Source organism: Micromonospora sp. NPDC005161 (assembly GCF_053599855.1).
Genome location: NZ_JBSFYQ010000033.1, coordinates 1 through 20983 on the forward strand (window position 1 = coordinate 1; position 20983 = coordinate 20983).

Here is a 20983-nt window from a genome sequence, read left to right on the forward strand (position 1 = left end):
TCCCCGGGTATGATCCAAAAAGGTCGATGAATACTGATGCCCGACCCACCGAGCAGTTTCCGAGCGAATGCGACCCCTAAATCGACACCGAAGGACGCGGTCCAGCAGGTCACGCGCCTACGGGCGATCGAAGAACATCGGCTTAGGAAACCGATGCTCTATCCCCTGAGCTACGAGGGCGCGGATGCACAGCCTACCTGCCAGCGAATACCCACGAGTGCCCAGGAGCGCCCACCCGCGCCCACCGCTGTCTGCCGCCGTTGCTCCAACCGGTGGAGCACACACCGAGCATCCGATCATCGCCCAGCAACGCCCGGTAACCACCGCTGCCCGACACTGACCAGAGCGACCCGGGCATGCTCACGACTCACCGAGAGGCGGTGCGGCGGCAAGCGGCTGGGTGGTTCGCGCAGGACATGCCGGTTGCCGAGGTTGCCCGGCGGCTGCGGTTATCGCAGACAGCGGTGTACGGCTGGCGGAAGCGGTGGCGTGCCGAGGGTGAGGCCGGGCTGGCGTCGAAGGGGCCGGGTGGGTCCCGCTGCCGCCTGGACGCCGGCCGGCTGCGGCTCCTGGCCGATGCCCTGGATGAAGGGCCGGCCGCACACGGTTTCGGCGAGGACCAGCGGTGGACCCTGGCGCGAGTGTCGGATCTGATCGCTCGGATGTTCCGCACGCGGTACACGCTGCGCGGCACCTCGTATCTGCTGCACCGCATCGGCTGGTCGGTGCAGGTCCCGGCGCACCGGCCCGTCGAGCGTGACGAGGAGGCGGTCGCGGCGTGGCGGCGGGAGGTATGGCCGGCGGGAAAACGGTAGCGGCGCAGCACGACGCGTGGATCTGCTTCGAAGACGAGGCCGGTCAGACGCTGCGCCCACCGAAGGCCCGCACGTGGGCCCGACACGGCGAACCGCCGGTGATCCCGGTGTCGGGTAAGGTGTTCGCCCTGTCTCGATCGCGGGGCTGGTCTGCGTGAAGCATCGGCCAGGGCGACGCCGCGATCGTGCCGTACGAAGGTCGGCCAACGACTGCAGGTACATCCGACCATCGTCACCAACGCCGTCGACCGTCTCGAATCAGCGGGCCTGGTCAAACGCACGCCCCACCCGACCGACCGCCGCACCACGCTCGTCGACCTTCTTCCGAAGGGACGGGAACTGACGGCCAAGGCGACCGAGGAGCTCAACGCTCAGGGTTCACCCGACCCGGCCTACCGGCGGACATCGTCACGGCCCTGGTCACCATCCTCGCCAGCGCCACAACGCCGGCGACTTTGAGTGAGCCCCTTGATCATGACGACGTGGAGTGACACCCGCAGATGTCAAAGAGCACCGCACTCCCCGGCTGACACTCTCCCCCACCAAGGTCGCGGACGGAGTGACCGAGCTCTCTCGAATCAGGCATTCGCGTAGCAGCGCGACCCGCCGACGTCGGTTCGGGTCAGGCGCCCCTGCGCGACCAGCAGGTCGAGGTGTGCCGCGGTCTCGGTGACGGCGAGCATCCGGTTGAACAGGTCGAGATCGCCGAGCTCGCGCTCCCGCCTGGTCCAGCGCAGCTGCGACGCGACCTCGTACGCCGAATGCGCACCACGCATGACGGCGGCCTCCGTCTCGTCGAGCCGCGCGCCGTGGTGCGCGATCAGCTCGTCGACGCGCGCGTGCACGCTCGGGGTCACCGGCCCGTGCGCCGGAAGCAGCCGCGCGTCCGGCCGCTGTCTCACCAGCGCGAGTGAGCTGAGGAAGTCGCCGAGCGGGTTCGCGGAAAGCATCGGCTCGAAGCCGATCGACGGCGTGATGGTGGGCAGCACATGATCGCCGGCGAACAACAGGCGCGACCCGGTGTCGTGGAAGACGACGTGGCCGCGGGTGTGGCCCGGCGTTTCGACGACGTGCAGGGTCCGGTCGCCGTGCACGACATCATCCCCGCCGTGGAACCAGTCGTCAGGTAGCTCCCAGTCCGCCGCCGGGGCACGCTCCACGGTGATCCTCGACAGCGTGTCGGCCAGCTCACCCGCGCCAAGCAGCCGCAGTCGGCCGAGCTGCTCGGCCAGCGGATCCCGATCCCGCGCCATGGTCATCTCGAGACTCCGGCGCTCGCCGACGCCGAGGCTCACCTGCATACCGAACTCCCGGCGCAGGTGCACGGCCTGCGTGTAGTGGTCCCGGTGCACGTGCGTGACGAGGAACCGGCGAACGTCCTTGACTGAGAAGTCCAACTCCTCCAGAGCCGCGTCGAGCGTGGCCCGCGCCTCGATGATCGCCCACCCCGAATCGATGAGGACCAGACCGTCGTCGTGGCGCAGGACGTACACGTTCACCGCCCGCAGGCCGTCGTTGGGCAACGGCAGAGGCACGCGGTAGACCCCGGGAGCGACCTCGAACGTGCCGGGTGTGGTCCAGTCGTCGGGGCTGCCGTTGTCCGATGTCATGGCCTCGACCATAGTTCCCGCCCACACTGGCTCGGGCTGCGGCGACAGTGGCCTCCCTCACGCCGACGCCCGACGCCTCCCCAACGACGCACCACCGGAGGCCGGGTCTGTCAACTTTTCGGTGTAACCGGGTTGGTTGATTTCTACTTGCGGCCAGCGGGCAGGCGTCCGTCGAAGGTGATGTCGAAGCCGTTGAGTGCGCTCTTCCAGCGGGTGGCCCAGCGTTTGCGGCCTTGCCCGGTCGGGTCGAGCTCATCACCGCGAGGTAGACGCACTTGAGCGCCGCGGTCTCGTTGGGGAAGTGTCCGCGGGCGCGGACTTCCTGGGCGGCTCGTGCACCCCGTACTCCTGTCCTGATCAGTTCGAAGTAGCGACGCTTGACGTCCGTCGGCATCTTGTTCGGCGCGTATCTCGGCATGCGAACCCCGTCCCATCAGGATTCGCAACGACCAGTAGAAACCGCCTCTCGTCCAAGGGCCGGTGCGACCAGTCGTTCATCTCCTCGATGACCTTGTCGGTGATCCGCGAGATCGTCTCCTCGCTGACCGAGGCGCCGTAGATCTCGGCGAAGTGCGCCGCGAGTCGAGTCGGCCCGCAGCGCGGTTCCGGTGTTGCCACCGGCCCGGTTCTGCGGACCGCTCGCCGAACCCGCCGTGCGCCTCTCAACGCAACGGGCTCTCCACGGTTTCTGCCGTCAGGCTTGGTTCGTTGTTGCCCAGGGGTAGGGATTCTGCTGCGACGGCGATACCGAGTAACGGCGGTCGACGCGATGTTGTGCAGTTCGATCCCGTCCGCCGTGATGGTCCGCCACCCGGTCGGGGTGCGCAGCCAGCGGTGAACGTCCTTCCATCTCTAGCGTCGTTTGGCCTTGACCCAGCGAACAACTCGCCACCAGATGAAGTAGGCGAGCCGGTCGAAGGTGTGTTTGGCGACGGCGTGCCGGAAGTAGTTGGCCCAGCCACGCGTGATCTGGTTGATCCGGATCAGCGTTTCTCCCAGGTCCTGCTGTGACAACCTGCGTGTCAGAGCACGGATCTTGTCCTTCAGCGACCGGACTGGCCGGTCACCGATGAACGTGTAGACGTGCCACTGGTCGCGGGTGCCCATCTTGCGTCTCCACCGGATGCGAAAGCCCAAGAAGTCGAACCCATCGGCCATGTTCACGATCCGCGTCTTGGACGGCGACAATCGCAGCCCCATCGGAGCGAGCACGGCCGCGACGTCCCCGCGCAACGCCTCGACGTGATCTCGGGTGCCGAACACCATGACGACGAAGTCGTCGGCGTAGCGGACCAGTCGCCACGTCGCCTGACCACGATCACGCCGATGGTGGCGCCGATTCTCCGTCGACATCCGCCCACCAGGCTTCCACTCACGGTGCAGGTGCTCATCGAGCACGCTCAACGCGATGTTGGCCAACAGCGGTGACAGGATGCCCCCTTGTGGTGTGCCGGTCGGGGTGTCGCGTTCCTCGCCGAGCTCCGTGAGGACCCCGGCCTTGAGGAACGCTTTGACCAGCGCGAGCACACGCTTGTCCTTGACCCGATGCCGCACCCGGTCCATCAGGGCCGTGTGGTCGATCGTGTCGAAGCACGCCTCGATGTCGGCATCCAGCACCCAGCGGTAGCCTCGGCTGCCGAAGAGGTGGATGTCGGCGATCGCGTCGTGTGCTCGCCGGTTGGGCCGGAACCCGAACGAGACCGGCTCGAAATCGGCCTCGAAGATGGGTTCCAGGACGAGTTTCAGGGCGGCCTGCACGACTCGGTCAGCAACGGTCGGGATGCCCAGCTTGCGGACCTTGCCCGACCCACCCGGCTTGGGGATCTTGCGTTCCCGCACCGGCTGCGGACGAAAGGAACCGTCCTTGACCGCTGACCTGATGCCGTCCAGGAACGCCGGGACGCCGATCTCCCGCTCGATCCGGGCGACCGTGAGGCCGTCCGAACCGGCAGTCCGCGCCCCGGTATTGCCCGCGACCCGCTCGAACGCCACGATCAGCGTCGCCGGGTCGTGCACGAGGTTGAACAGGTCGTCGAACCTGCGGCCAGGATCAGCCGCAGCCCAACGGTGAAGCTTGGCCTGCATCCCCGATACCCACCCGAACCCGTCCTCACGGACGTGTTCCGGTAGGGCGCCGCCGTTCAGTGGCGCGTCTTTCGGCATTACAGCATCCTTCCTTCTCGAAACCGCTGCCGTCCTTCCCCATGTGGTCGGCTCTCCCGACCTCGGAGTACTACGACGGCTCCGCCCCCGCCCGACGCGTTCAGCAGACGATGTGCCTATCCCGACCATCGGACTGGCTGCCCGCGCGTCGGGAGCCGTCGCCGGACGGTTCCCGTGTTCACTGCTGGATCGCTCATCGAAGGAGGCACCCGACTTTGCCCCCGCGGCATCGCCACGGCTACGCCGCAGACCTTCACCATGGCCTCCCTGCGGAGGTGAAAATCCCCGCTCAGGAGTTCCCCGCCCATCTCAAAGAGCAGGTGCGCACCGCAACCGGCCCAGATCCGCCAGGTTCGAGCCGGTGACCACTTAGGAGACGTAAACGCCGGTTCCTCTCGTATGCCTTTCCGATTCGCTTGCCGGACCCGCACCATCTGGCAGTGCTGACACGCCCCGGCGTTGTCAGGGCCGCTTGCCACCCTCCCCGGCACCTCCCGGATCAGGCTGCCCCCAGCTTCGCCAGACCGCTGCGACGGCCCGACGGAGAAGGTCTCTCACCTCCACACAATCCAACAGCGCCTCACGGCGCACTCTCCCCCGTGGTCAGGCCCTTCGCCGACAGCGACAGCACGAGGTCCTCGACACCGGACAACCTGCGCTGGCGCTTGAGGACGATGACCGGCTCGAACGAGCCCGTCCGGTCACGCGGCACGTCGATCTGCACCGGCCCGACATCGGTCAACACCGTCTTGGACCGGCTGCCGTTGCCGGAGTTCGCCCCGGCGGCGTCGTGCTTGTCGTAGCCGAGGTGGTCGGTGAGCTCATATCCAACGCCGACTCCAACCCAATCTTCGTCAGCTGCTGCAGCAGCCCACCCTCACCGGACAGATGCAGCCCCTGCTCGCGGGCCTGAGCCACCAGCTGCGACACCAACGCGGAGTCGACACCCGCCTGCATGTCTTCGTACAGGTCCGCTTGGCCCTCTCATCACCGGGCACAGCGGCAGTGTCCGCCGCATCGGTCGTGATCGTCATCAGGTGGTGCTCCCTTGATCGGAGTTACACCGTTGTTTTTCCAGTCCCTCGACGGGTTGGGTGGCGCGAGCCAATACTCCAACCAACGTTCACGCGAACGCCGGTCCGGAGCAATCTGCGCGACGAACTCGACCAAGTCCTTCCGGGACACTGTGGCGGTGCGGGTCACGGTGCGCTGCGCCGACCACAGGAACACCTCCCGTAGCTGCGCCGAGGCCGCGGTGGGCACCGGATGGGCCAGCGCGTCACGCCAACGGGCAAGCGGCGCCACCCGGTCTGCGAATGGGCGCGCGGGTGGTAGACGGTCTCCACCCACGCGGTGAACAACCGGTTCAGCGCAGCCAGATCGCCGACGCAGCACACCCGAGGGGAACGCAGGGCACGCAACCCTGCCTACCTGGAACTGCAGTACCAGTTGGCAAAGGCTCGCCGGCGCGGCGATCGGGCGTTGGCCCGGACGTTGCGACGGCAGATGGTCAGCCGGCCCAGCACCGACCCGGATGATCCGGGGTTTCGGCGGCTGAGGTACTGCAGATACGCAGACGACCATCTGCTCGGGTTCGCCGGACCGAAGGCTGAAGCCGAGGAGATCAAACAGCGGTTGACGCAGTTCCTGCGTGAAGAACTCAAGCTGGAACTGTCCCAGGACAAAACGCTGATCACCCACGCCCGCACAGGCGCGGCCCGGTTCCTCGGCTACGAGATCACCATCCAGCACAACGACAGCAAGACCACCCGGCGCCGTCGCACGGTCAACGGGCAGATCGCGCTACGCGTTCCGCTGGACGTGATCAAGGCCAAATGCGCCCCCTACCTGCGACGCGGGAAACCCGCCAAGCAGACGGCCCTGCGAAACGGCGACGACCACAGCATCGTCGCCACGTTCGGGGCCATCTACCGGGGCATCGTCCAGTACTTCCTGCTGGCCGGGGACGTCCACCGGCTGCACCGCCTCGAATGGGTCATGAGCACCTCCATGCTCAAGACCCTGGCCGGCAAGCACCGCTCGTCGATGTCGAAGATGGCGGCCAAGCACAAAACCAAAATCCAGACACCGCACGGGCTACGCACCTGCTTCGAGGCACGCATCGAACGCGACGGCAGACAACCACTGGTCGCACGGTTCGGCGGCATCCCACTGCAGCGGCAACGGTCGGCGAGGCTCCTCGATCGCCAACCGATCCGGGTCGACTATCCGCACAAGGAACTGATCAACCGGCTCCTCGCGGACGCCTGCGAAGTCTGCCAGCAAACGGGCGACGTTCAGGTCCACCACGTCCGCAAGCTCGCAGACCTCAGCAAACCCGGGATACACCAGCCCGAGTGGGCCGCGATCATGACAAACCGGCGGCGCAAGACCCTCGTGGTCTGCGCCGCCTGCCACGACCGCATCCACACCGGGAAGCCAGCCATACCGCTCACGCAGTAGTCACCGGAGAGCCGGATGATCGGGAAACCATCACGTCCGGTTCGGCGGGAGGCCGCGCGGAAAAGGACCTACCCCATAGGAACCTCGCCGCGCGGCCGACCCATCCTCGTGGATGAACGGGTTCGGCAAGATCCGCCGCTGCACCGACCGCAACGCCACCATCATCGACTTCTACCTGTACCTGGCCGCAGCATTCGTCACCGTCCGTCAACTCATCCGCCGCGCCCGTACCCTCTACCGCTGGGAAACCCGGCCCACCACCCGCAGGCTCAAGTAACACCTATTGCCGGTCGCCCTAAGGGACCAGGGCGACGATCCGGGCTCCTGCCTGAGAAGAGCCGGCGCAACGTGGCCAGCCCGAGCACGGATCCAGCACCGGTGACGGGGCGACGTCGTCTTGGACGAGCACTCGCTTCCCTGTCGAGGCGACGGTTGCGTGACGGGCTACAGACCGGTCGTGGTTGCTGCCCGACCCGGGCGGTACGGCGGCACCCGGTCGAGCTCCGCACGCGCGACGGATCGGCGGTGCACCGCATCCGGACCGTCGGCGATCCGCAGGATTCGCGCCCACGCGTAGAAGTACGCCAGCGGTGTGTCGTCGCTAACCCCGGCTCCACCGAAGACCTCGATGGCCCGGTCGATCACCCGGGCTGCCATCGACGGTGCGGAGACCTTGATGGCGGCGATCTCGGTCCGCGCCGCCTTGGCGCCGCCGCGGTCGATCAGCCACGCCGTCTTCAGGACGAGCAGTCGGCACTCCTCGATCTCGATGCGCGAGCGCGCGATGAGATCCAGGACGACGCCTTGCTCGGCGAGGGGCCGGCCGAAGGCACGGCGCTCCCCCGCTCGTTGCACCATCAGGGCCAGGGCCCGCTCGGCCATGCCGATCGCGCGCATGGCGTGGTGGACCCGACCAGGACCGAGCCGGGCCTGCGAGATGGCGAAGCCGTCACCCTCGCCGGCCAGCAGGTTGGTCGCCGGGACCCGGACGTCCTCGAAGAGGATCTCGGAGTGTCCGTGCTGGTCCTGGTAGCCGAAGATCGGCAGGTGGCGCACGACGCTGAAGCCGGGCGCGTCCCGCGGGACCAGGATCATCGACTGCTGGCGGTGACGGGGCCCGTCCGGGTCCGTCTTGCCCATCACGATGAAGACCTGGCACCGCTCGTCGGCGGTCCCGCTGATCCACCACTTCCTGCCGTTGACGACGTAGTCGTCGCCGTCGCGGGTGATCGTGGTCTCGATGTTGGTGGCGTCGGAACTGGCCACCGCCGGCTCGGTCATCGCGAACGCCGACCGGATCCGCCCGTCAAGCAGGGGGTCGAGCCACCGACGCTTCTGCTCGTCCGTGCCGAACAGGTGCAGCGTCTCCATGTTCCCCGTGTCCGGCGCCTGGCAGTTGATCGCCTCGGGAGCCAGCACCGGCGACCACCCGGAGATCTCCGCGACACCGGCGTAGTCCACGTTAGACAGACCCGAGAGGTCGGGGAGGAACAGGTTCCACAGGTCCCTGGACCTCGCCTCCCTCTTGAGGTCCTCCATGACCGAGGGGAAGGAGTGCTCGCCATCTCGCGCCAGCTGCTCCGCCCAGACCGGTTCGGCCGGGAGGACGGAGGTCCGCATGAAGTCCCACATCCGCTCCATGAGCGCGGCGGCCCGGGGCGAGGGCGAGAAGTCCATCAGAGTCTTCCTTCCAGTACGTCGAGGCCGGCCTGGGCAAACAGCTCCGCCTCCTCGGCTGCGTCGTCGAACGTCTGTCCGTCCATCCGGCCCTCGCGGCCGCGCACGACCACGCCTTGGGCGATGACGGCGAACTTCAGGTGGGCCAGGGCGAGGAAGAACCCGACCCGGCTCACGTCCCGGCCGGTCAGGCGCGCGTAGGCCTCGACGAGGTCGGCGCGACGGGGGAAGCCACCGGTGGCACTGACGGCGGGTGCGAGCGTGGACTGACGCTCCCCGGGTTCGCGCCAGTAGAGGAGGAACATGCCCAGGTCGGCCAGCGGTTCGCCCGAGGTCGACATCTCCCAGTCCAGGACGCCCCGCACGAGCGAGGGGTCCTGCTCGTCCAAGAGGCAGTTGTCCAGCTTGTAGTCGCCGTGGAGGACGGTGGCCGCTGCCTCGTTCGAGGGGACGGCGGCGTCGAGGCGACGTACGAGCTCGTCCGTGGCGCCCCCGTCCCCTTCGTGCAGCCGCTCCCACTCGGACGCCCACGTCTCGATCTGCCGTACGACGTACCCGTCGGGCCGGCCGAAGTCTTGGAGACCGATCTCGTCGCGGTCCAACGAGTGGAGGGCGGCCAGTGTCGAGACAAGAGCATGGGCGATCGCGGCGCGGTCGTCCGGGGAGTCGGCGTAGCCGGCCGGGAGGTCCGCACGGACGACGTGGCCCGGGAGCTTCTCCATGACGTAGGAGGGTGTCCCGAGCAGGTCCCCCTGGAGGTCCGCCATCAAGATCTTGGGCACCGGGACAACGGTGTCGTGGAGGGCCCGCTGCACGCGCACCTCGCGACGCATGTCGTGTGCCCCCCGCGGCAGGGGGCCCGCCGGTGGGCGTCGCAGGATCGCCTCGCCGGCCGGGCTGGTCAGGACATAGGTCAGGTTCGACTTGCCGCCGGGCACCAGGACGGGCCGGGCGTCGCGCCACCGTTCGTCCCCCAGCGTCTCCGCCAGCCGCGAGGTGAGCACAGGCAGCCCGTTGAGGTGGCGCGGGCGGGTCGCCTCGGTCGCTCGCGCGTCCTGGGGGCGCGCGCCCGTGCCGACGTCGGAGTGGTTCACGCGTCGGCCCGGACCGGCCCCGCGACCAGCGGCAGGACGCGTTCGCCCCACAGGTCGATCTGCCCGAGGATGTCCGGGTGCGCCGCGTGCACCTCGATGTGCTCGGCACCGGCCTCGACGTACTCGGTGACCCGCTGGGCCACCGAGAAGTGGTCACCGGCCACGACGTAACGGTCGAACCGGGCACCGTCCATCTCGTACTCGCGCGAGATCGTCTCCCGCGCGGCCGCGCGGGCCTGCTCGCCGTCCTCGGCGACGGCGGACCACAGGGCGATGCCCGGGACGAACGGGTCGCTGCGGGTCCGGCCACGCTCCACCAGCTGCCGGGACTGCTCGAACTGCTCCGGTGTCAGAAACAGGGCCAGCCAGCCGTCGGCCCGTTCGGCCGCACGGCGCAGCGCGGCGCCGCGCCGTCCCCCGACCCAGATCGGGACGGACCGCTGTGGCGTGGGGCTGACGTCGGCGCCCAGCCGGCCGGACCAGGCGTCCCGGCAGTGCGTGATCGCCTCGTCGAGCAGTCGACCGCGATCTGCGGGGTCCACGCCCGCTCGCTCGAACTCGGGCGGGTACTCGCCACCGGTCCCCAGCGCGAGCACCATGCCACCGGGGGCGAGCCGCTCGAGGGTGGCCGCCTGCTTCGCCAGCCACCACGGTGGCCGCAACGGGGCCAAGGCGATGCTCGTGCCCACGGTCAGCCGCGACATCCCGGCGAGCATCCCCAGCAGCGTGAAGGTCTCGAACCGCGGCCGGTGCCACAACAGGTGGTCGCCCACCCACAGGTTCGAGAACCCGGCGCGCTCCGCCCGCGCGACCAGCTCCTGATAGAACCCGACCGATGGCTGCTCGGTGTAGGCCGGGACGTCGATCCCGAAGGAGGGCACGCTCAGCCCCGGGCGACGTAGCGGACGGTCTGGCGATCCTGACGGCGCAGGTCGGTCCACCGCCGGGCCTTGAACTCGAACCGGGGCAGCGAGTCCGGGGCAGCCGACACGAAGTCCATGCTCACGTTCGTGACGCTCTTCACCCGGTGCCGCAGGTCGGCGAGGACCTCCGCCTCGATCGGCACGCCGTGAAGCTCGGGGGCCAGCTCCACCTGGACGCTGACGAGCTCGCGGGCCCGCTCGTCGAGCTGCACCGTTCCGGCGTACTCCACCACGCGAACGTCGGTGAGGAGGACGGAGTCCACGGCGGCCGGCCAGAGGTTCTGACCGCGCACCTTCAACATGTCGTCGTAGCGCGCCACCGTGCCGGCCTCGAGGCAGAGGAAGGGGCGGCCGCACGGGCAGGGTCGCTCCTGGATGGTCACCTTGTCGCCGGTCCTGAACCGGATGATCGGGAAGGCGTCGCGTGTCAGCGTGGTCAGGAAGATCTCGCCGGATCCCCCTGGTGGCGCGGGGAGCCCGGTCTCGGGGTCGAGGATCTCGGCGAGCAGCCGGTGGTCGAGGTGGTGCAGCGCGCCGCGACCGCCGTCGAGCACCACTCCCGACTCGCAGGAGAACGCCTGGTTGAAGCCGCCCTGCATGAGGCCGTACCACTCCGAGACCGTGGCCGCCCAGGCCTCCTGCGTGTCCTCGGCCCAGCCGAGGGGATAGCTCTCGCCGGCGATGAACAGCGCCTTGAGAGCGGGGAACGCCTTCGCGGGGGTGGTGCCCTGGGCCTCGAGGAGGAACTGGAGGTGGCTCAGGTACGACGGTGAGGCGACCAGCGCCTGCGGCTGGAACTTGTCCATGTAGCGGAGCTTGTCCTCGCTGGAGTACGGACCCAGCTGGATCGCCTCCAGGCCCAGGCGCTGGCTGCTGATGCCCGTCGACAGCCCGCCGGTCTGCAGCCCCGTCGGCCACGTAAAGCAGATCTTGTCGCCCCGCTCCAAGCCCGCCCAGTGGGCCTGGTAGTGCCAGCCTGCGGCCAAGGCCTCGTGGTCGGCCGCCGAGAGCGGATGGGTCTCCTGCCCCAGCCCGGTGGTCCCGCTGGTCATGTGGTGCTGGAACAGCACGGTGCCCTCGGCGACGCGGCCGTCGGACTCGGGAAGGCCGTTGAGGAAGTCCGCCTTGGTGGTCGTCGGCACCAGCTCGCGCAGCCGCTCCAGGCTGGTGACGGCCTCGGGATTGAAGCCCCAGCGTCGGCGGTAGAACGGCACCGTGGCGCCGGCTCGGGCGAGCTGGGCAGAGAGCCTCCGCATCTGGAGGCGGAGCAGGGCGTCGCGGTCGAGGCGCTCGACGGCGGGATTGAGCACGCGTTGCACGTCAGCAGACCTCCTGCCAGGGACCGAGGACCGCGTCGCCGTCGATCTCGACCAGCAGCTCGGTCAGGACGACCCGGACCCGGTCGGCTGCCTGCGCCACCATCGGGTGCTCCGACGCGGCTAGGTCCTGGGCCCGGCGGACCAGCTCTCGAACGTTCTCCACGTCGGGGGAGCACTCCTGCGGCACGCTCACGCGTCACTTCCTAACCCAAACGATCGATTGGTGGGGAGACTAGGGTCGCCCCTCTGGCCCTGTCAAGCATCATCCCCTTTCCGCCGTCCCGGCGGAGATTGCGCGGGGCGTCCCGTTGACAGAGCCGGCCGCGGAGGCGTTGAGTGACCCCACCAACCGGTTGGGAGGGTGCATGACCGAGACGACCACCTATGCGTTCCACGTCGACGGCGAGCAGGTCCGCAGGTTCCGCGAGGCGGCCTGGGACACCGCGTCGCCGGCGAGCACGAGCATCCCACCCACGATGCTGGGCGCGGCGGCGACCCTCGCGGGCCGCCCGCACTCGCTCACCTCGATGGGGTTCGACGTCGCCCGTGCCTTCCACGGCACCGAGACCGTCGAGATGTACCGCGAGGTCGACGTGGGGTGCGACCTGACGGTCCGGGAGACCCAGCGACCGCTCGGCGACGTCTTCGGCAGGCGCGGCGGTCGCATGCGACGCGCGCAACGGGTCTGCGAGTTCCTGGACCCGGCCGGCACCGTGGTGGCCCGCGCCGTGCGCGTGATCCTCGAGACGGCGGAGGTCCGAGCGAGTGGAGGGCCGGAGGGGCCTCGCAGGTTCGACGACGGGCTCCTCCTGCGCGAGGACCCGGTGACGGCGAGCCGCGTCCCCCTGGAGGAGCTCGAGCCCGGCCCGCTGCCGGCGGCGACGTTCATCTCGCTGACGTTGACCGACTTCGTCCGCTACGCCGCGGCCAGCGGCGACCTGACCGCCATCCACTTCGACGAGGAGGCGGCGGCCAGCCGCGGTTACCGGACGCCCTTCGCGATGGGCATGCTCTCAGCCGCGTTCGTGGGTCACTGCGTCGAGGGCTGGGTCGAGCTCCGACCACCCTGGTCGCTGGCGATCCGCTTCGTGGACCTCACCTGGCCGGGGGACGACCTCACGGTCACGGGACACGTGTCGCGCACCCAGGCCAAGACCGTCCTCGAGGTCAGCTGTGCGGCTGGGGAGCGGGCGGTCACGGTCGCCACGTTGCGTCAGCTGGACTGAATGCTGACCTCCGTCGAACGAGAGGCGTCCGCGTCGCCGAGGTAGCTGCTGATCAGGCTCTCCCGCGCGAGGACGCTGTCCACCGATCCGCTGGCCTCGATGGCGCCCGTCTGCAGCAGGTAGGCGCGGGACGCGAGCGGAGCGACCCACCACACGTTCTGCTCCGCGACGATCACCGAGAGCCCCTCGGCCCGGATCGACGCGACGATGTCGTGCAGGCCCTCGACGATCGTCGGCGCCAGACCGATGGAGGGCTCGTCGAGCAGCAGCACCTCTGGTCGTCGTATGAGCACCTTGGCCAGGGCGAGCATCTGGCGTTCACCGCCGCTGAGGGTGCCCGCGAGCTGCTTGACCCGAGAGCGGAGGGCGGGGAACCGCTCCAGGACCTCGTCTCGCCGCTCGACGCTCTCGGACCGACCCAGTCGCAGTCCCACGCACCCGAGCAGCAGGTTGTCCTCGACCGACTGGCCCGAGATGACGCCGCGCTCCTGGGGAACGAGCGCCACCCCGGACCGGACGATCTGGCTCACGGTCATGCGGTGCAGGGTGCGGTCCCCGAGGAGCACCTCTCCCCTGCTCGGTCGGGGTGAGCCGGCGATCGCGTTGAGGAGCGTGGATTTCCCGGCGCCGTTGCGACCGTAGACCAGCACCAGCTCGCCCGGCGCCACCTCCATGTCCACGCCACGCAGGACGCGGACCTTGGCGTAGCCGGCGTGCAGGTCGCGGACGGTGAGCGTGGGGCGGTGTCGGTCCGAGGTGCCGGTCGAGGACGGCTCGTCACGCCGGACGACGGTGGTCGACGCGTCCTGGTCCGCCTGGTTCCCGAGGTAGGACTCGATCACGGAGTCCTCGGCCCGGACCTGGCTGGGCGTCCCGCTCGCGATGGCCCTGCCCCTGTGGAAGGCGGTCACCGTGTCGCAGAGCCCGAACACGAACGGCACGTTGTGCTCGACCAGGATGATCGACATCGCCCCGTCGGCGGCGGACATCGCGTCGCGTAGCACGTCGCTGATGGCACTGACCTCCGACGTGGTCAACCCGGCCGTCGGCTCGTCGAGCATGAGCAGCCGCGGTCTGAACATCAGCGCGCGGGCGATCTCGATCTTCCGGTGCTCGCCGTACGGGAGCGAGGTGACCGGCGTCGTCGGGGGAAGCGAGAAGCCCACACGCTCGAGGAGCTCGCCGGCCTCGGCGCGCGCGGTGCTGTCCTCACGTCGCGTCCGCGGTGACTGCACGAGTGACCCCACGATGCCGGACCGAAGCCGCCTGTCCCCTCCGGACATCACGTTCTCGACGGCGTTGAGCCCGGGGAACGTGGCCGGCGCCTGGAAGGTTCGTCCGACGCCGAGTCGCGCGATCCGGTGGGTCTGTCGGGGCAGTCGGCGGCCATCGAAGCGGATCTCCCCCGAGGCGGGCGCGACGAACCCGGTCATCGCGTTGATCACCGTGGTCTTCCCGGCACCGTTGGGGCCGATAATCCCGTGGATCTCGCCGGTGCCGACGGTCAGGTCCAGCCCGTCGAGCGCGTGCACGCCTCCGAAGGTGACGACGAGGTCCTTAATGCTGAGGAGGTCAGGCACGTTGCTTCCGCCTCTCGATGACGGGCAGACGACTCACCAGGCCACTCAGCCCCTGGGGCAGGAACACGAGCGTGGTTAGCAGCAGCGCCGCGTAGAAGAGGTCGCGGTACTCCCCCAGCCCGTTGAACCACTCGGGGACAAGGAAGAGCAGGATCGGTGCCAGCACCGCTCCGGAGATCCGGCCGGTGAGACCGCCGACGACCACGAGCGCGATGTGGAAGATCGAGACGTCCACCGTGAACGACGCCGGGCTGGTCGACCCGAGGATGAACGCGTAGATACCGCCGACGAAGCTGATCACCGCGCTCGAGAGGGCGAAGGCCTTCAGCTTCATCGCCGACACGTTGATCCCCTGCATCCGGGCCGCGGCCTCGTTGTCCCGGAGCGCGAGCCAGGCGCGTCCCGGTCGCGAACGCATCAGGACGGCACCGCCGACCACGACCACGACAGCGACGAACACGGCGATAATCGAGTAGTAGTCGGGCAGCAGGTAGGAGATGCCCGGCAGTCCCGCGGGTGGTGACGTCAGCCCGTACCCACCGCCGGTCAGCTCCCCGCCCTGCTTGAGCACGATGAGCAGCACCTGCAGGAAGCCGAGGGTGACGATGGCCAGGTGGAACCCCGAGAGCCGCAACGACACCAGCCCGAGCAGCCAACCGACGGCCCCGCCGACCGCTGCGGCGAGCGGCACCGCGAGCACGAACGGCAGCGACAGCCGGGTGACGGCGATGACCGCGCCGTACGCCCCGACGGCAAGGAAGGCCGCGCTCGACAGCGACAGCAGGCCGGCGCCCCCCATGAGGACGACGAGCGCTGCCGAGACCGCGACGAGGATGGCGTACTGGCCGACCAGGTAGAGGTTGTAGCTGTCGAGCTGGTTGGCGAGCAGGGCGCCCGCTGAGGCGAGCAGCAGCGCAAGGGGGACCACGTACGGTCTCCAGGCGGTCATCTCACACCGTCCTTGTCCGGGCGCCATGGAACAGCCCGTCGGGTCGCAGGATCAGGAGCAGGAGCAACAGCCCGAAGGTGACGGCGTCGCGGAAGGCGCCGCCCACGTAGACGACGGCGTAGGTCTGCACCAGGCCCAGCAGGAGTCCTCCGACGACGGCGCCGCCGAGATTCGTGAAGCCACCGAGGATCGCGGCGATGAACGCCGGGAAGATGATCTGGGCTCCCATCGTGGGGAACACACCGGTCACCGGGCTGAGCATCACGCCACCGAGGGCCGCGAGCGCTCCGCCGATGCCCCAGCTGATCGCGAGCATCCGGCGCACGTGGATGCCGGACAGCGCCGCCCTCCACTGGTCCTCCGCGACGGCCCGGACGCTCCGTCCGTAGGAAGTCATCTCCAGCCAGAGCAGCAGGCCACCGGCGGCCGCAGCGGTCACCACCAGGCAGGTCAGGCTGTTCACCGAGATGGCCGCGCCGGCGATGTCGAGGTCCTTGTCCCCGAAGATCCAGGGTTCGGCGCGCCTCGGGTTGTCCGTCCACAGCAGGCGCGCGGTCGAGTGTGCGAACACGAGCAGCGACAGGGTGCCGATCACCAGCACGATGGGTGAGGCCCCGCGCAGCAGGAAGTGCGTCACCACGAAGCAGACGAGTCCGGCGGCCGCTCCGACGAGCACCGCCACCGCGACCTGCACCAGCGGGTTCCCGGTCGCGCCGGCGGTGAAGACGTACGCGTAGGCGCCGAGCATCAGGATCTCGCCCTGCGCGAAGTTGACGACCGAGGTGGCCCGGAACACCAGGATGATGCCCAGCGCCACGAGGGTGTAGATCGCACCGAGCGCGAGACCGCCGAAGACGAGTTCCATGGGACTCCTTGCTGTGAACCGGGGTACCGGTGCTGGGCACCGGTACCCCGATCGGGTCACTTGACTGTGACGAAGTTTCCGTTCTCGACGGTGATCGGAGTGACCGTGCGGTTACCCTGATGGTCGCTGCTCGTGAAGGTCCGCGGCAGTGCGATCGGCACGGCGTAGGAGAACTGCCCGCCCTTGCCGGCGACGAACCCGTCTATGCCAGTGTTGAGCTTGTCGATGATCTTCGCCCCCGTGGGGTCGTCACCCGCCTGCCGGATCGCCTCCGCCAGCACGTACACGTCGGAGTAGGCCATCATCGAGTACAGGTTGGGCGTCGCGTCGGGCAGCTTCGGCTCGTGCTCGTGCAGCGAGTCGAGCCAGTCGGCCATGTTGCCCGTGTCGTCACTGAGGAACTGGTTGCCGCCCAGCCAGAAGGTGGTGAAACCCTCCGCCGAGGAGCCGGCGACCTTGGCGACCGTGGGGTCGGCGAGCGAGGTGTCACCGAGCAGCGGCACCGTAACCCCGGCCCGACGCAGCTGCGGGATGATCCGGCCGCCGTCGGCCGCGAGTCCGTAGATGAACACCGCCTCGGGCTTGGCGGACTTGATCTTGGCGATCTGGCCGGTGAAGTCGGTGTCACCCGAGTTGTAGGTGGCCACGACCGGGACCTTTAAGCCCGCTGCCTCGAGCTGCTGCTTGAGGAGGGGGGTGCCCGAGGTGCAGTGGGCCTGGTCGCACTCCATCATCGCCACGCTCTTGGCGCCCAGGCTCTTGGTGATGTAGTCGACGTAGGCCTTCGTGCCGTCGGTCTGCGAGATCGTCGCGCCCGCGAAGATGTTCCTGTGGAAGTCCTTCAGGAGGGCCGGGTCCGAGGCCAGGCTGGCGTAGTAGAGCTTCTTGTTGCCGGCGAAGTACGGCACCGCGGCGACGGTGGCCGTGCTCGTGCTGCCGCCCAGCACCAGGAGCACCTTGTCGCGGTCGACCAGCTGCCGCACGGCGGCCACGCCGCCGTCCGGGGTGCCCTTGTCGTCGACGAAGGTGAGCTTCAGCTTGCGGCCGTTGATGCCGCCGTTCTCGTTAATCTCGTCCTGCGCCAAGGTGGCGCCCACCTTGAAGCCCTGTCCGACGAAGCTCGCCGGGCCTGTCAGCACGACCTGCGTGCCGACCTCCAAATCAGCACCCTTGGCGACCGAGTCGCCACCACCACTTCTCGAGGCGCCGCACGCGGCCATCGAGAAGCTGGCGAGGACGGCCGCGGGGACGGCAACCCATTTCCTGATCATCCTACCTCCTCGTCACCAATCGACCGAACGGATGTTGGGGCACAGTATCAACACGTGGCTCGCACTACTGTCAATGACGACCTGGTGGATATCTGATCGAGCCGCCCGGCGGGGGCGCTCAGCGGGCGACGGCGTTGACGGCCATCTCCGAGTAGGCCTCGGCGAGGCTCTCGGCTGCGAACTCGCCGCCCTCGTGGTACCAGTTCAGCAGCCAGTTGCACATGCCGAGGATGCCGAACGAGACCATCCGAGCGTGCGCGCTGCCCTCCGGCTCGCCCAAGCAGCTGGCGACGAGACTCTGGAAGAGCGCGCCGTAGCGTTCCCGTCGCGCGATGAACTCCTGGCGGGTGGCATCGTCGGAGATCTCGCGCAGGTACATCGTGAACACGGCGACCTGGTCGGTGTTCGAGGTCAGCTCGCGGACCTGGAGACGCACCGCCTGCCGGAGCTTCCCGACAGGCGTGAGATCGGCGTCCTGACTGATTTTCTCCAACCCAGCAAGGGATGTGGTGATAGCCACTTGCGAGATCGAGACCAGCAGGCTCTCCTTCGAGGTGATGTGGTGATAGAGGCTGGTCTTGTGCAGCCCCACCTCGTCGGCGATCTGCTGCATGGTCGCTCCGCGGTAGCCCTCCCGTCGGAAGACGAGAGCGGCCGCACGCTCGATGTCCTTGAGTTCGACGTGGCCGTTGGAGTTCACAGGCGTTGTTCCGTTCATGGGTGCGGGATGCCGGCGGCCCCCGCATGTGCGCCGCACCCTATCGCGGGGTGGCGCGAGGCGGGCTGCGCTGCGCGCGCCGAGTCCGGGCGGCGACCCGGTCGACCACGAGTCGCGCCGAGCCGGTTCGGGGAATCGGACGCCGGCACCGCTTGACAGTTGCGCGCAGGCAGAGCAACCTCCACCAAACCAAACGATTGGTGGATTGGAGGCTCACGGATGACGCGAGCGATGCGGGTGGCGGTGGCGGGATACGCCGAGATCGAGCCCGTTCCCGAGGTGCCCCTGGCCCTGGACGAGATGATTTACAGGGTCACGTCCGAGGCGTTGGCGCACGCCGGGATGACGATCAACGACATCGCCGGCGCTTGCATGGCCGCGTCGGACCTCAACGACGGGCGGGCGATCTCGACAATGACGCTCACCGGCTCGACGGGATCGTTCGGCAAGACCGAGCTCCGCGCGTGCAACGACAGCCTCTCGGCCCTGATGTTGGGGGCGGCTGAGGTCGCCTCGGGAGCCGCCGACGCGATCATGGTGTGCTCGTGGAGCAAGTTCAGCGACGCTGACCCGGACGTGATCCGGCCGCTGGCCCTGGAGCCGGTGATGCACCGTGGACTGGGCTTCCACCCTGACGTGATGCTCGGCCTCGCGCGCTCCCGGTCCGCGAGCACGGTGACGACCACGGCACAGTCGCGCGCCACACCGGTGGACGTCGCCTCCGCGGTGGTCCTCACTCAGGAGTCCTGGAGGTCACCGCACGCGTGGGTCCGGGGCGTTGGAGGATCCATGGGCGCGTACCTGGGCGCGAGCGGTGACTACCTCGGGCCACTGCGCGAGGCGGCCGACCGCGCCTGCACTCACGCCCGGATCGGCATCGAGGACGTGGACCACGTGGTGGTCGGCGGCTTCCTGTCGGAGGCCGACGACGCGCTCGCATCGGTCTTGGGCGTTCCCGGCGACAAGCTTCGCCGACAGAAGAACCCCACCGCCGACCTCGGCTACGCGACGGGACTGACCGTGCTGGTCGAGGAGCTAGGGGCCAGTCCGGGCGCCACCGTGCTGGTGGCCAGCTCCGGTGGCCTCGTCTTCGAGAACACCTACGCGACCGTTGTGGAGATGTCATGAGCAGCGAGCAGCCGGCCGTCCTCGGCTTCGGCCAGACCAAGTTTCGTACGACGCGAAGCGACGTCGGAACCCCCGAGCTCGTCTACGAGGCCGTGAGCCGGGCCCTCGAGGACTGCGGGATGGAGCTCGAGGACATCGACGCCATCGTCTTCTCCTCGGCGCCCGAGGTGTTCGAGGGCGTGCACGAGCCCGACCGCTGGTGCGTCGCGGCGTTCGGCGGGGTGGGCAAGCCGCTGATCCGGATCCACACGGGCGGCGCGACCGGCGGATCGGGCGCCATGACCGCCGGCCGTCTGATCGCCGCCGGCATCTACGAGACCGTCCTGGTCGTCGGGTTGCAGCGCACCTCCGAGACCGCCGACGCGCAGGCCGTCTTCACCACGATCTTCGATCCGATTTACGAGCAGGACGTGCAGCTCAACGTGATCACCGGCGTCGCCCTCGTGGCGTCGCGCCAGATGTCACACTTCGGACTGACCGAGGACCACATGGCGTGGGTGTCGAAGAAGAACTTCGACAACGCCCTGCGCAACCCCTTCGCGCACCTCCAGAAGGAGATCACCGTCGAGGACGTCAAGAGCTCGCGTCCGCTCGCCTGGCCGTTGCGGCTGCTGCACACCTGCCCCCGCTCCGACGGCGCCGCGGCGGTCGTGATGGCCTCGGCCGACGTGGCTCGTCGGCACAGCCGCGCCGCGTGGGTACGGGGACTGGGCTGCGCCGCCGATGTCTACCGGATCGGTGACCGGGTACAGGACGGCGACACCGACCTGGCCATCCCACGCGCCCAGCGATGGTCGGCCGAGCAGGCCTACCGGGAGGCCGGTATCAAGGACCCGCGGTCGGAGCTCGACGTGGTCGAGGTGTACGCCCCGTTCGCCAGCCTCGAGGTTGCCTACTACGAGTCGCTCGGGCTGGCTAAGAAGGGTCGTGGCATCGAGCTCGTCGAGCAGGAGGCGACGTCCATGACCGGAGACATCCCCGTATGCCCGTCGGGCGGATGCATGACCTCGAACCCGATCGGCGCCACCGGGCTGGTCAGGTTCGGGGAGGCTGCGATCCAGGTCATGGGCCGCGCGGGCGACCACCAGGTCGACGGGGCGCGCACGGCATTGGCGACGGCGTGCGGCGGGATCGACCAGTTCTACACCTCCGCCGTTCTGTCCTCGGAACAGGCCTGACGAC

At 68.8% G+C, this 20983-nt stretch carries 18 protein-coding genes and 4 pseudogenes; 7 read left to right on the forward strand and 15 right to left on the reverse strand.

Going from position 1 to position 20983, the window contains the following annotated elements; all coding sequences use genetic code 11:
* Window positions 1-356: 356 nt before the first annotated feature.
* Together ACWD5O_RS26540 and ACWD5O_RS26545 are read left to right on the forward strand one after the other, a co-directional pair.
* The gene (locus ACWD5O_RS26540) at window positions 357-815 is read left to right on the forward strand and encodes a winged helix-turn-helix domain-containing protein (protein ID WP_450086884.1); all 459 of its coding nucleotides are present in this window, start codon (window positions 357-359) and stop codon (window positions 813-815) included.
* 228 nt (window positions 816-1043) lie between these two features.
* Window positions 1044-1274: a MarR family transcriptional regulator gene (locus ACWD5O_RS26545; protein WP_450086944.1), complete on the forward strand. Its 231-nt coding sequence runs from the start codon at window positions 1044-1046 to the stop codon at window positions 1272-1274.
* A gap of 119 nt (window positions 1275-1393) precedes the next feature.
* Here ACWD5O_RS26545 and ACWD5O_RS26550 read toward each other — a convergent pair whose 3' ends face one another.
* From ACWD5O_RS26550 to ACWD5O_RS26570, 5 genes and pseudogenes are all read right to left on the reverse strand, one after another.
* The gene (locus tag ACWD5O_RS26550) at window positions 1394-2425 is read right to left on the reverse strand and encodes an MBL fold metallo-hydrolase (protein ID WP_450086885.1); all 1032 of its coding nucleotides are present in this window, start codon (window positions 2423-2425) and stop codon (window positions 1394-1396) included.
* A 143-nt stretch (window positions 2426-2568) separates the two neighbouring features.
* Window positions 2569-2744: pseudogene (locus tag ACWD5O_RS26555) on the reverse strand (IS256 family transposase); the annotation flags it as partial.
* Between the two features lie 38 nt (window positions 2745-2782).
* Window positions 2783-3007: pseudogene (locus ACWD5O_RS26560) on the reverse strand (transposase); the annotation flags it as partial.
* Between the two features lie 270 nt (window positions 3008-3277).
* Window positions 3278-4717: a group II intron reverse transcriptase/maturase gene (ltrA, locus tag ACWD5O_RS26565; protein ID WP_450086886.1), complete on the reverse strand. Its 1440-nt coding sequence runs from the start codon at window positions 4715-4717 to the stop codon at window positions 3278-3280.
* A 463-nt stretch (window positions 4718-5180) separates the two neighbouring features.
* Window positions 5181-5622: pseudogene (locus ACWD5O_RS26570) on the reverse strand (transposase); the annotation flags it as partial.
* 319 nt (window positions 5623-5941) lie between these two features.
* Between ACWD5O_RS26570 and ACWD5O_RS26575 the strand changes: the two are divergent.
* Window positions 5942-7051, forward strand: a complete 1110-nt coding sequence (locus tag ACWD5O_RS26575) for an HNH endonuclease (protein WP_450086887.1) — start codon at window positions 5942-5944, stop codon at window positions 7049-7051.
* Between the two features lie 106 nt (window positions 7052-7157).
* Window positions 7158-7328 (forward strand): annotated as a pseudogene (locus ACWD5O_RS26580) (IS5/IS1182 family transposase); the annotation flags it as partial.
* A 167-nt stretch (window positions 7329-7495) separates the two neighbouring features.
* Here ACWD5O_RS26580 and ACWD5O_RS26585 read toward each other — a convergent pair.
* Genes ACWD5O_RS26585 through ACWD5O_RS26605 form a run of 5 tightly spaced genes read right to left on the reverse strand, consistent with a single transcriptional unit; the run spans window position 7496 to window position 12257 of the window.
* The gene (locus ACWD5O_RS26585) at window positions 7496-8728 is read right to left on the reverse strand and encodes an acyl-CoA dehydrogenase family protein (protein ID WP_450086888.1); all 1233 of its coding nucleotides are present in this window, start codon (window positions 8726-8728) and stop codon (window positions 7496-7498) included.
* A complete protein-coding gene (locus ACWD5O_RS26590) occupies window positions 8728-9822 on the reverse strand; it encodes a phosphotransferase family protein (protein WP_450086889.1) in 1095 nt (364 codons plus the stop codon). Before ACWD5O_RS26590 ends, ACWD5O_RS26585 begins: the two co-directional genes overlap by 1 nt.
* On the reverse strand, window positions 9819-10703 hold the full coding sequence (locus tag ACWD5O_RS26595) for an LLM class flavin-dependent oxidoreductase (protein WP_450086890.1): 885 nt from the start codon (window positions 10701-10703) through the stop codon (window positions 9819-9821). Before ACWD5O_RS26595 ends, ACWD5O_RS26590 begins: the two co-directional genes overlap by 4 nt.
* A gap of 2 nt (window positions 10704-10705) precedes the next feature.
* Window positions 10706-12064 (reverse strand): phenylacetate--CoA ligase family protein, encoded by a 1359-nt coding sequence (locus ACWD5O_RS26600; RefSeq protein ID WP_450086891.1) that lies wholly within the window; start codon window positions 12062-12064, stop codon window positions 10706-10708.
* A gap of 1 nt (window position 12065) precedes the next feature.
* Window positions 12066-12257 carry a hypothetical protein gene (locus ACWD5O_RS26605; protein WP_450086892.1) on the reverse strand — a complete coding sequence of 64 codons (192 nt, stop codon included), beginning with the start codon at window positions 12255-12257 and terminating at the stop codon, window positions 12066-12068.
* A gap of 172 nt (window positions 12258-12429) precedes the next feature.
* Between ACWD5O_RS26605 and ACWD5O_RS26610 the strand changes: the two genes are divergently transcribed.
* Window positions 12430-13290, forward strand: coding sequence for a MaoC/PaaZ C-terminal domain-containing protein (locus ACWD5O_RS26610; protein ID WP_450086893.1), 861 nt, complete (start codon window positions 12430-12432; stop codon window positions 13288-13290).
* On the opposite strand, the gene ACWD5O_RS26615 is transcribed toward ACWD5O_RS26610, so the two are convergent.
* From ACWD5O_RS26615 to ACWD5O_RS26635, 5 genes are all read right to left on the reverse strand, one after another.
* Complete coding sequence (locus tag ACWD5O_RS26615) at window positions 13278-14870, reverse strand: ATP-binding cassette domain-containing protein (protein WP_450086894.1); 1593 nt, start codon at window positions 14868-14870, stop codon at window positions 13278-13280. The genes ACWD5O_RS26610 and ACWD5O_RS26615 overlap by 13 nt on opposite strands.
* Window positions 14863-15819 carry a branched-chain amino acid ABC transporter permease gene (locus ACWD5O_RS26620; RefSeq protein ID WP_450086895.1) on the reverse strand — a complete coding sequence of 319 codons (957 nt, stop codon included), beginning with the start codon at window positions 15817-15819 and terminating at the stop codon, window positions 14863-14865. Before ACWD5O_RS26620 ends, ACWD5O_RS26615 begins: the two co-directional genes overlap by 8 nt.
* 1 nt (window position 15820) lies before the next feature.
* Window positions 15821-16684: a branched-chain amino acid ABC transporter permease gene (locus ACWD5O_RS26625; protein WP_450086896.1), complete on the reverse strand. Its 864-nt coding sequence runs from the start codon at window positions 16682-16684 to the stop codon at window positions 15821-15823.
* A gap of 56 nt (window positions 16685-16740) precedes the next feature.
* Window positions 16741-17955 (reverse strand): ABC transporter substrate-binding protein, encoded by a 1215-nt coding sequence (locus ACWD5O_RS26630; protein ID WP_450086897.1) that lies wholly within the window; start codon window positions 17953-17955, stop codon window positions 16741-16743.
* A gap of 118 nt (window positions 17956-18073) precedes the next feature.
* The gene (locus ACWD5O_RS26635; protein ID WP_450086898.1) at window positions 18074-18673 is read right to left on the reverse strand and encodes a TetR family transcriptional regulator; all 600 of its coding nucleotides are present in this window, start codon (window positions 18671-18673) and stop codon (window positions 18074-18076) included.
* A gap of 219 nt (window positions 18674-18892) precedes the next feature.
* On the opposite strand from ACWD5O_RS26635, the gene ACWD5O_RS26640 reads away from it, so the two are divergent.
* Together ACWD5O_RS26640 and ACWD5O_RS26645 are read left to right on the forward strand one after the other, a co-directional pair.
* Window positions 18893-19801: a hypothetical protein gene (locus ACWD5O_RS26640; RefSeq protein WP_450086899.1), complete on the forward strand. Its 909-nt coding sequence runs from the start codon at window positions 18893-18895 to the stop codon at window positions 19799-19801.
* Window positions 19798-20979 (forward strand): thiolase C-terminal domain-containing protein, encoded by a 1182-nt coding sequence (locus tag ACWD5O_RS26645; RefSeq protein WP_450086900.1) that lies wholly within the window; start codon window positions 19798-19800, stop codon window positions 20977-20979. Before ACWD5O_RS26640 ends, ACWD5O_RS26645 begins: the two co-directional genes overlap by 4 nt.
* Window positions 20980-20983 lie beyond the last annotated feature (4 nt).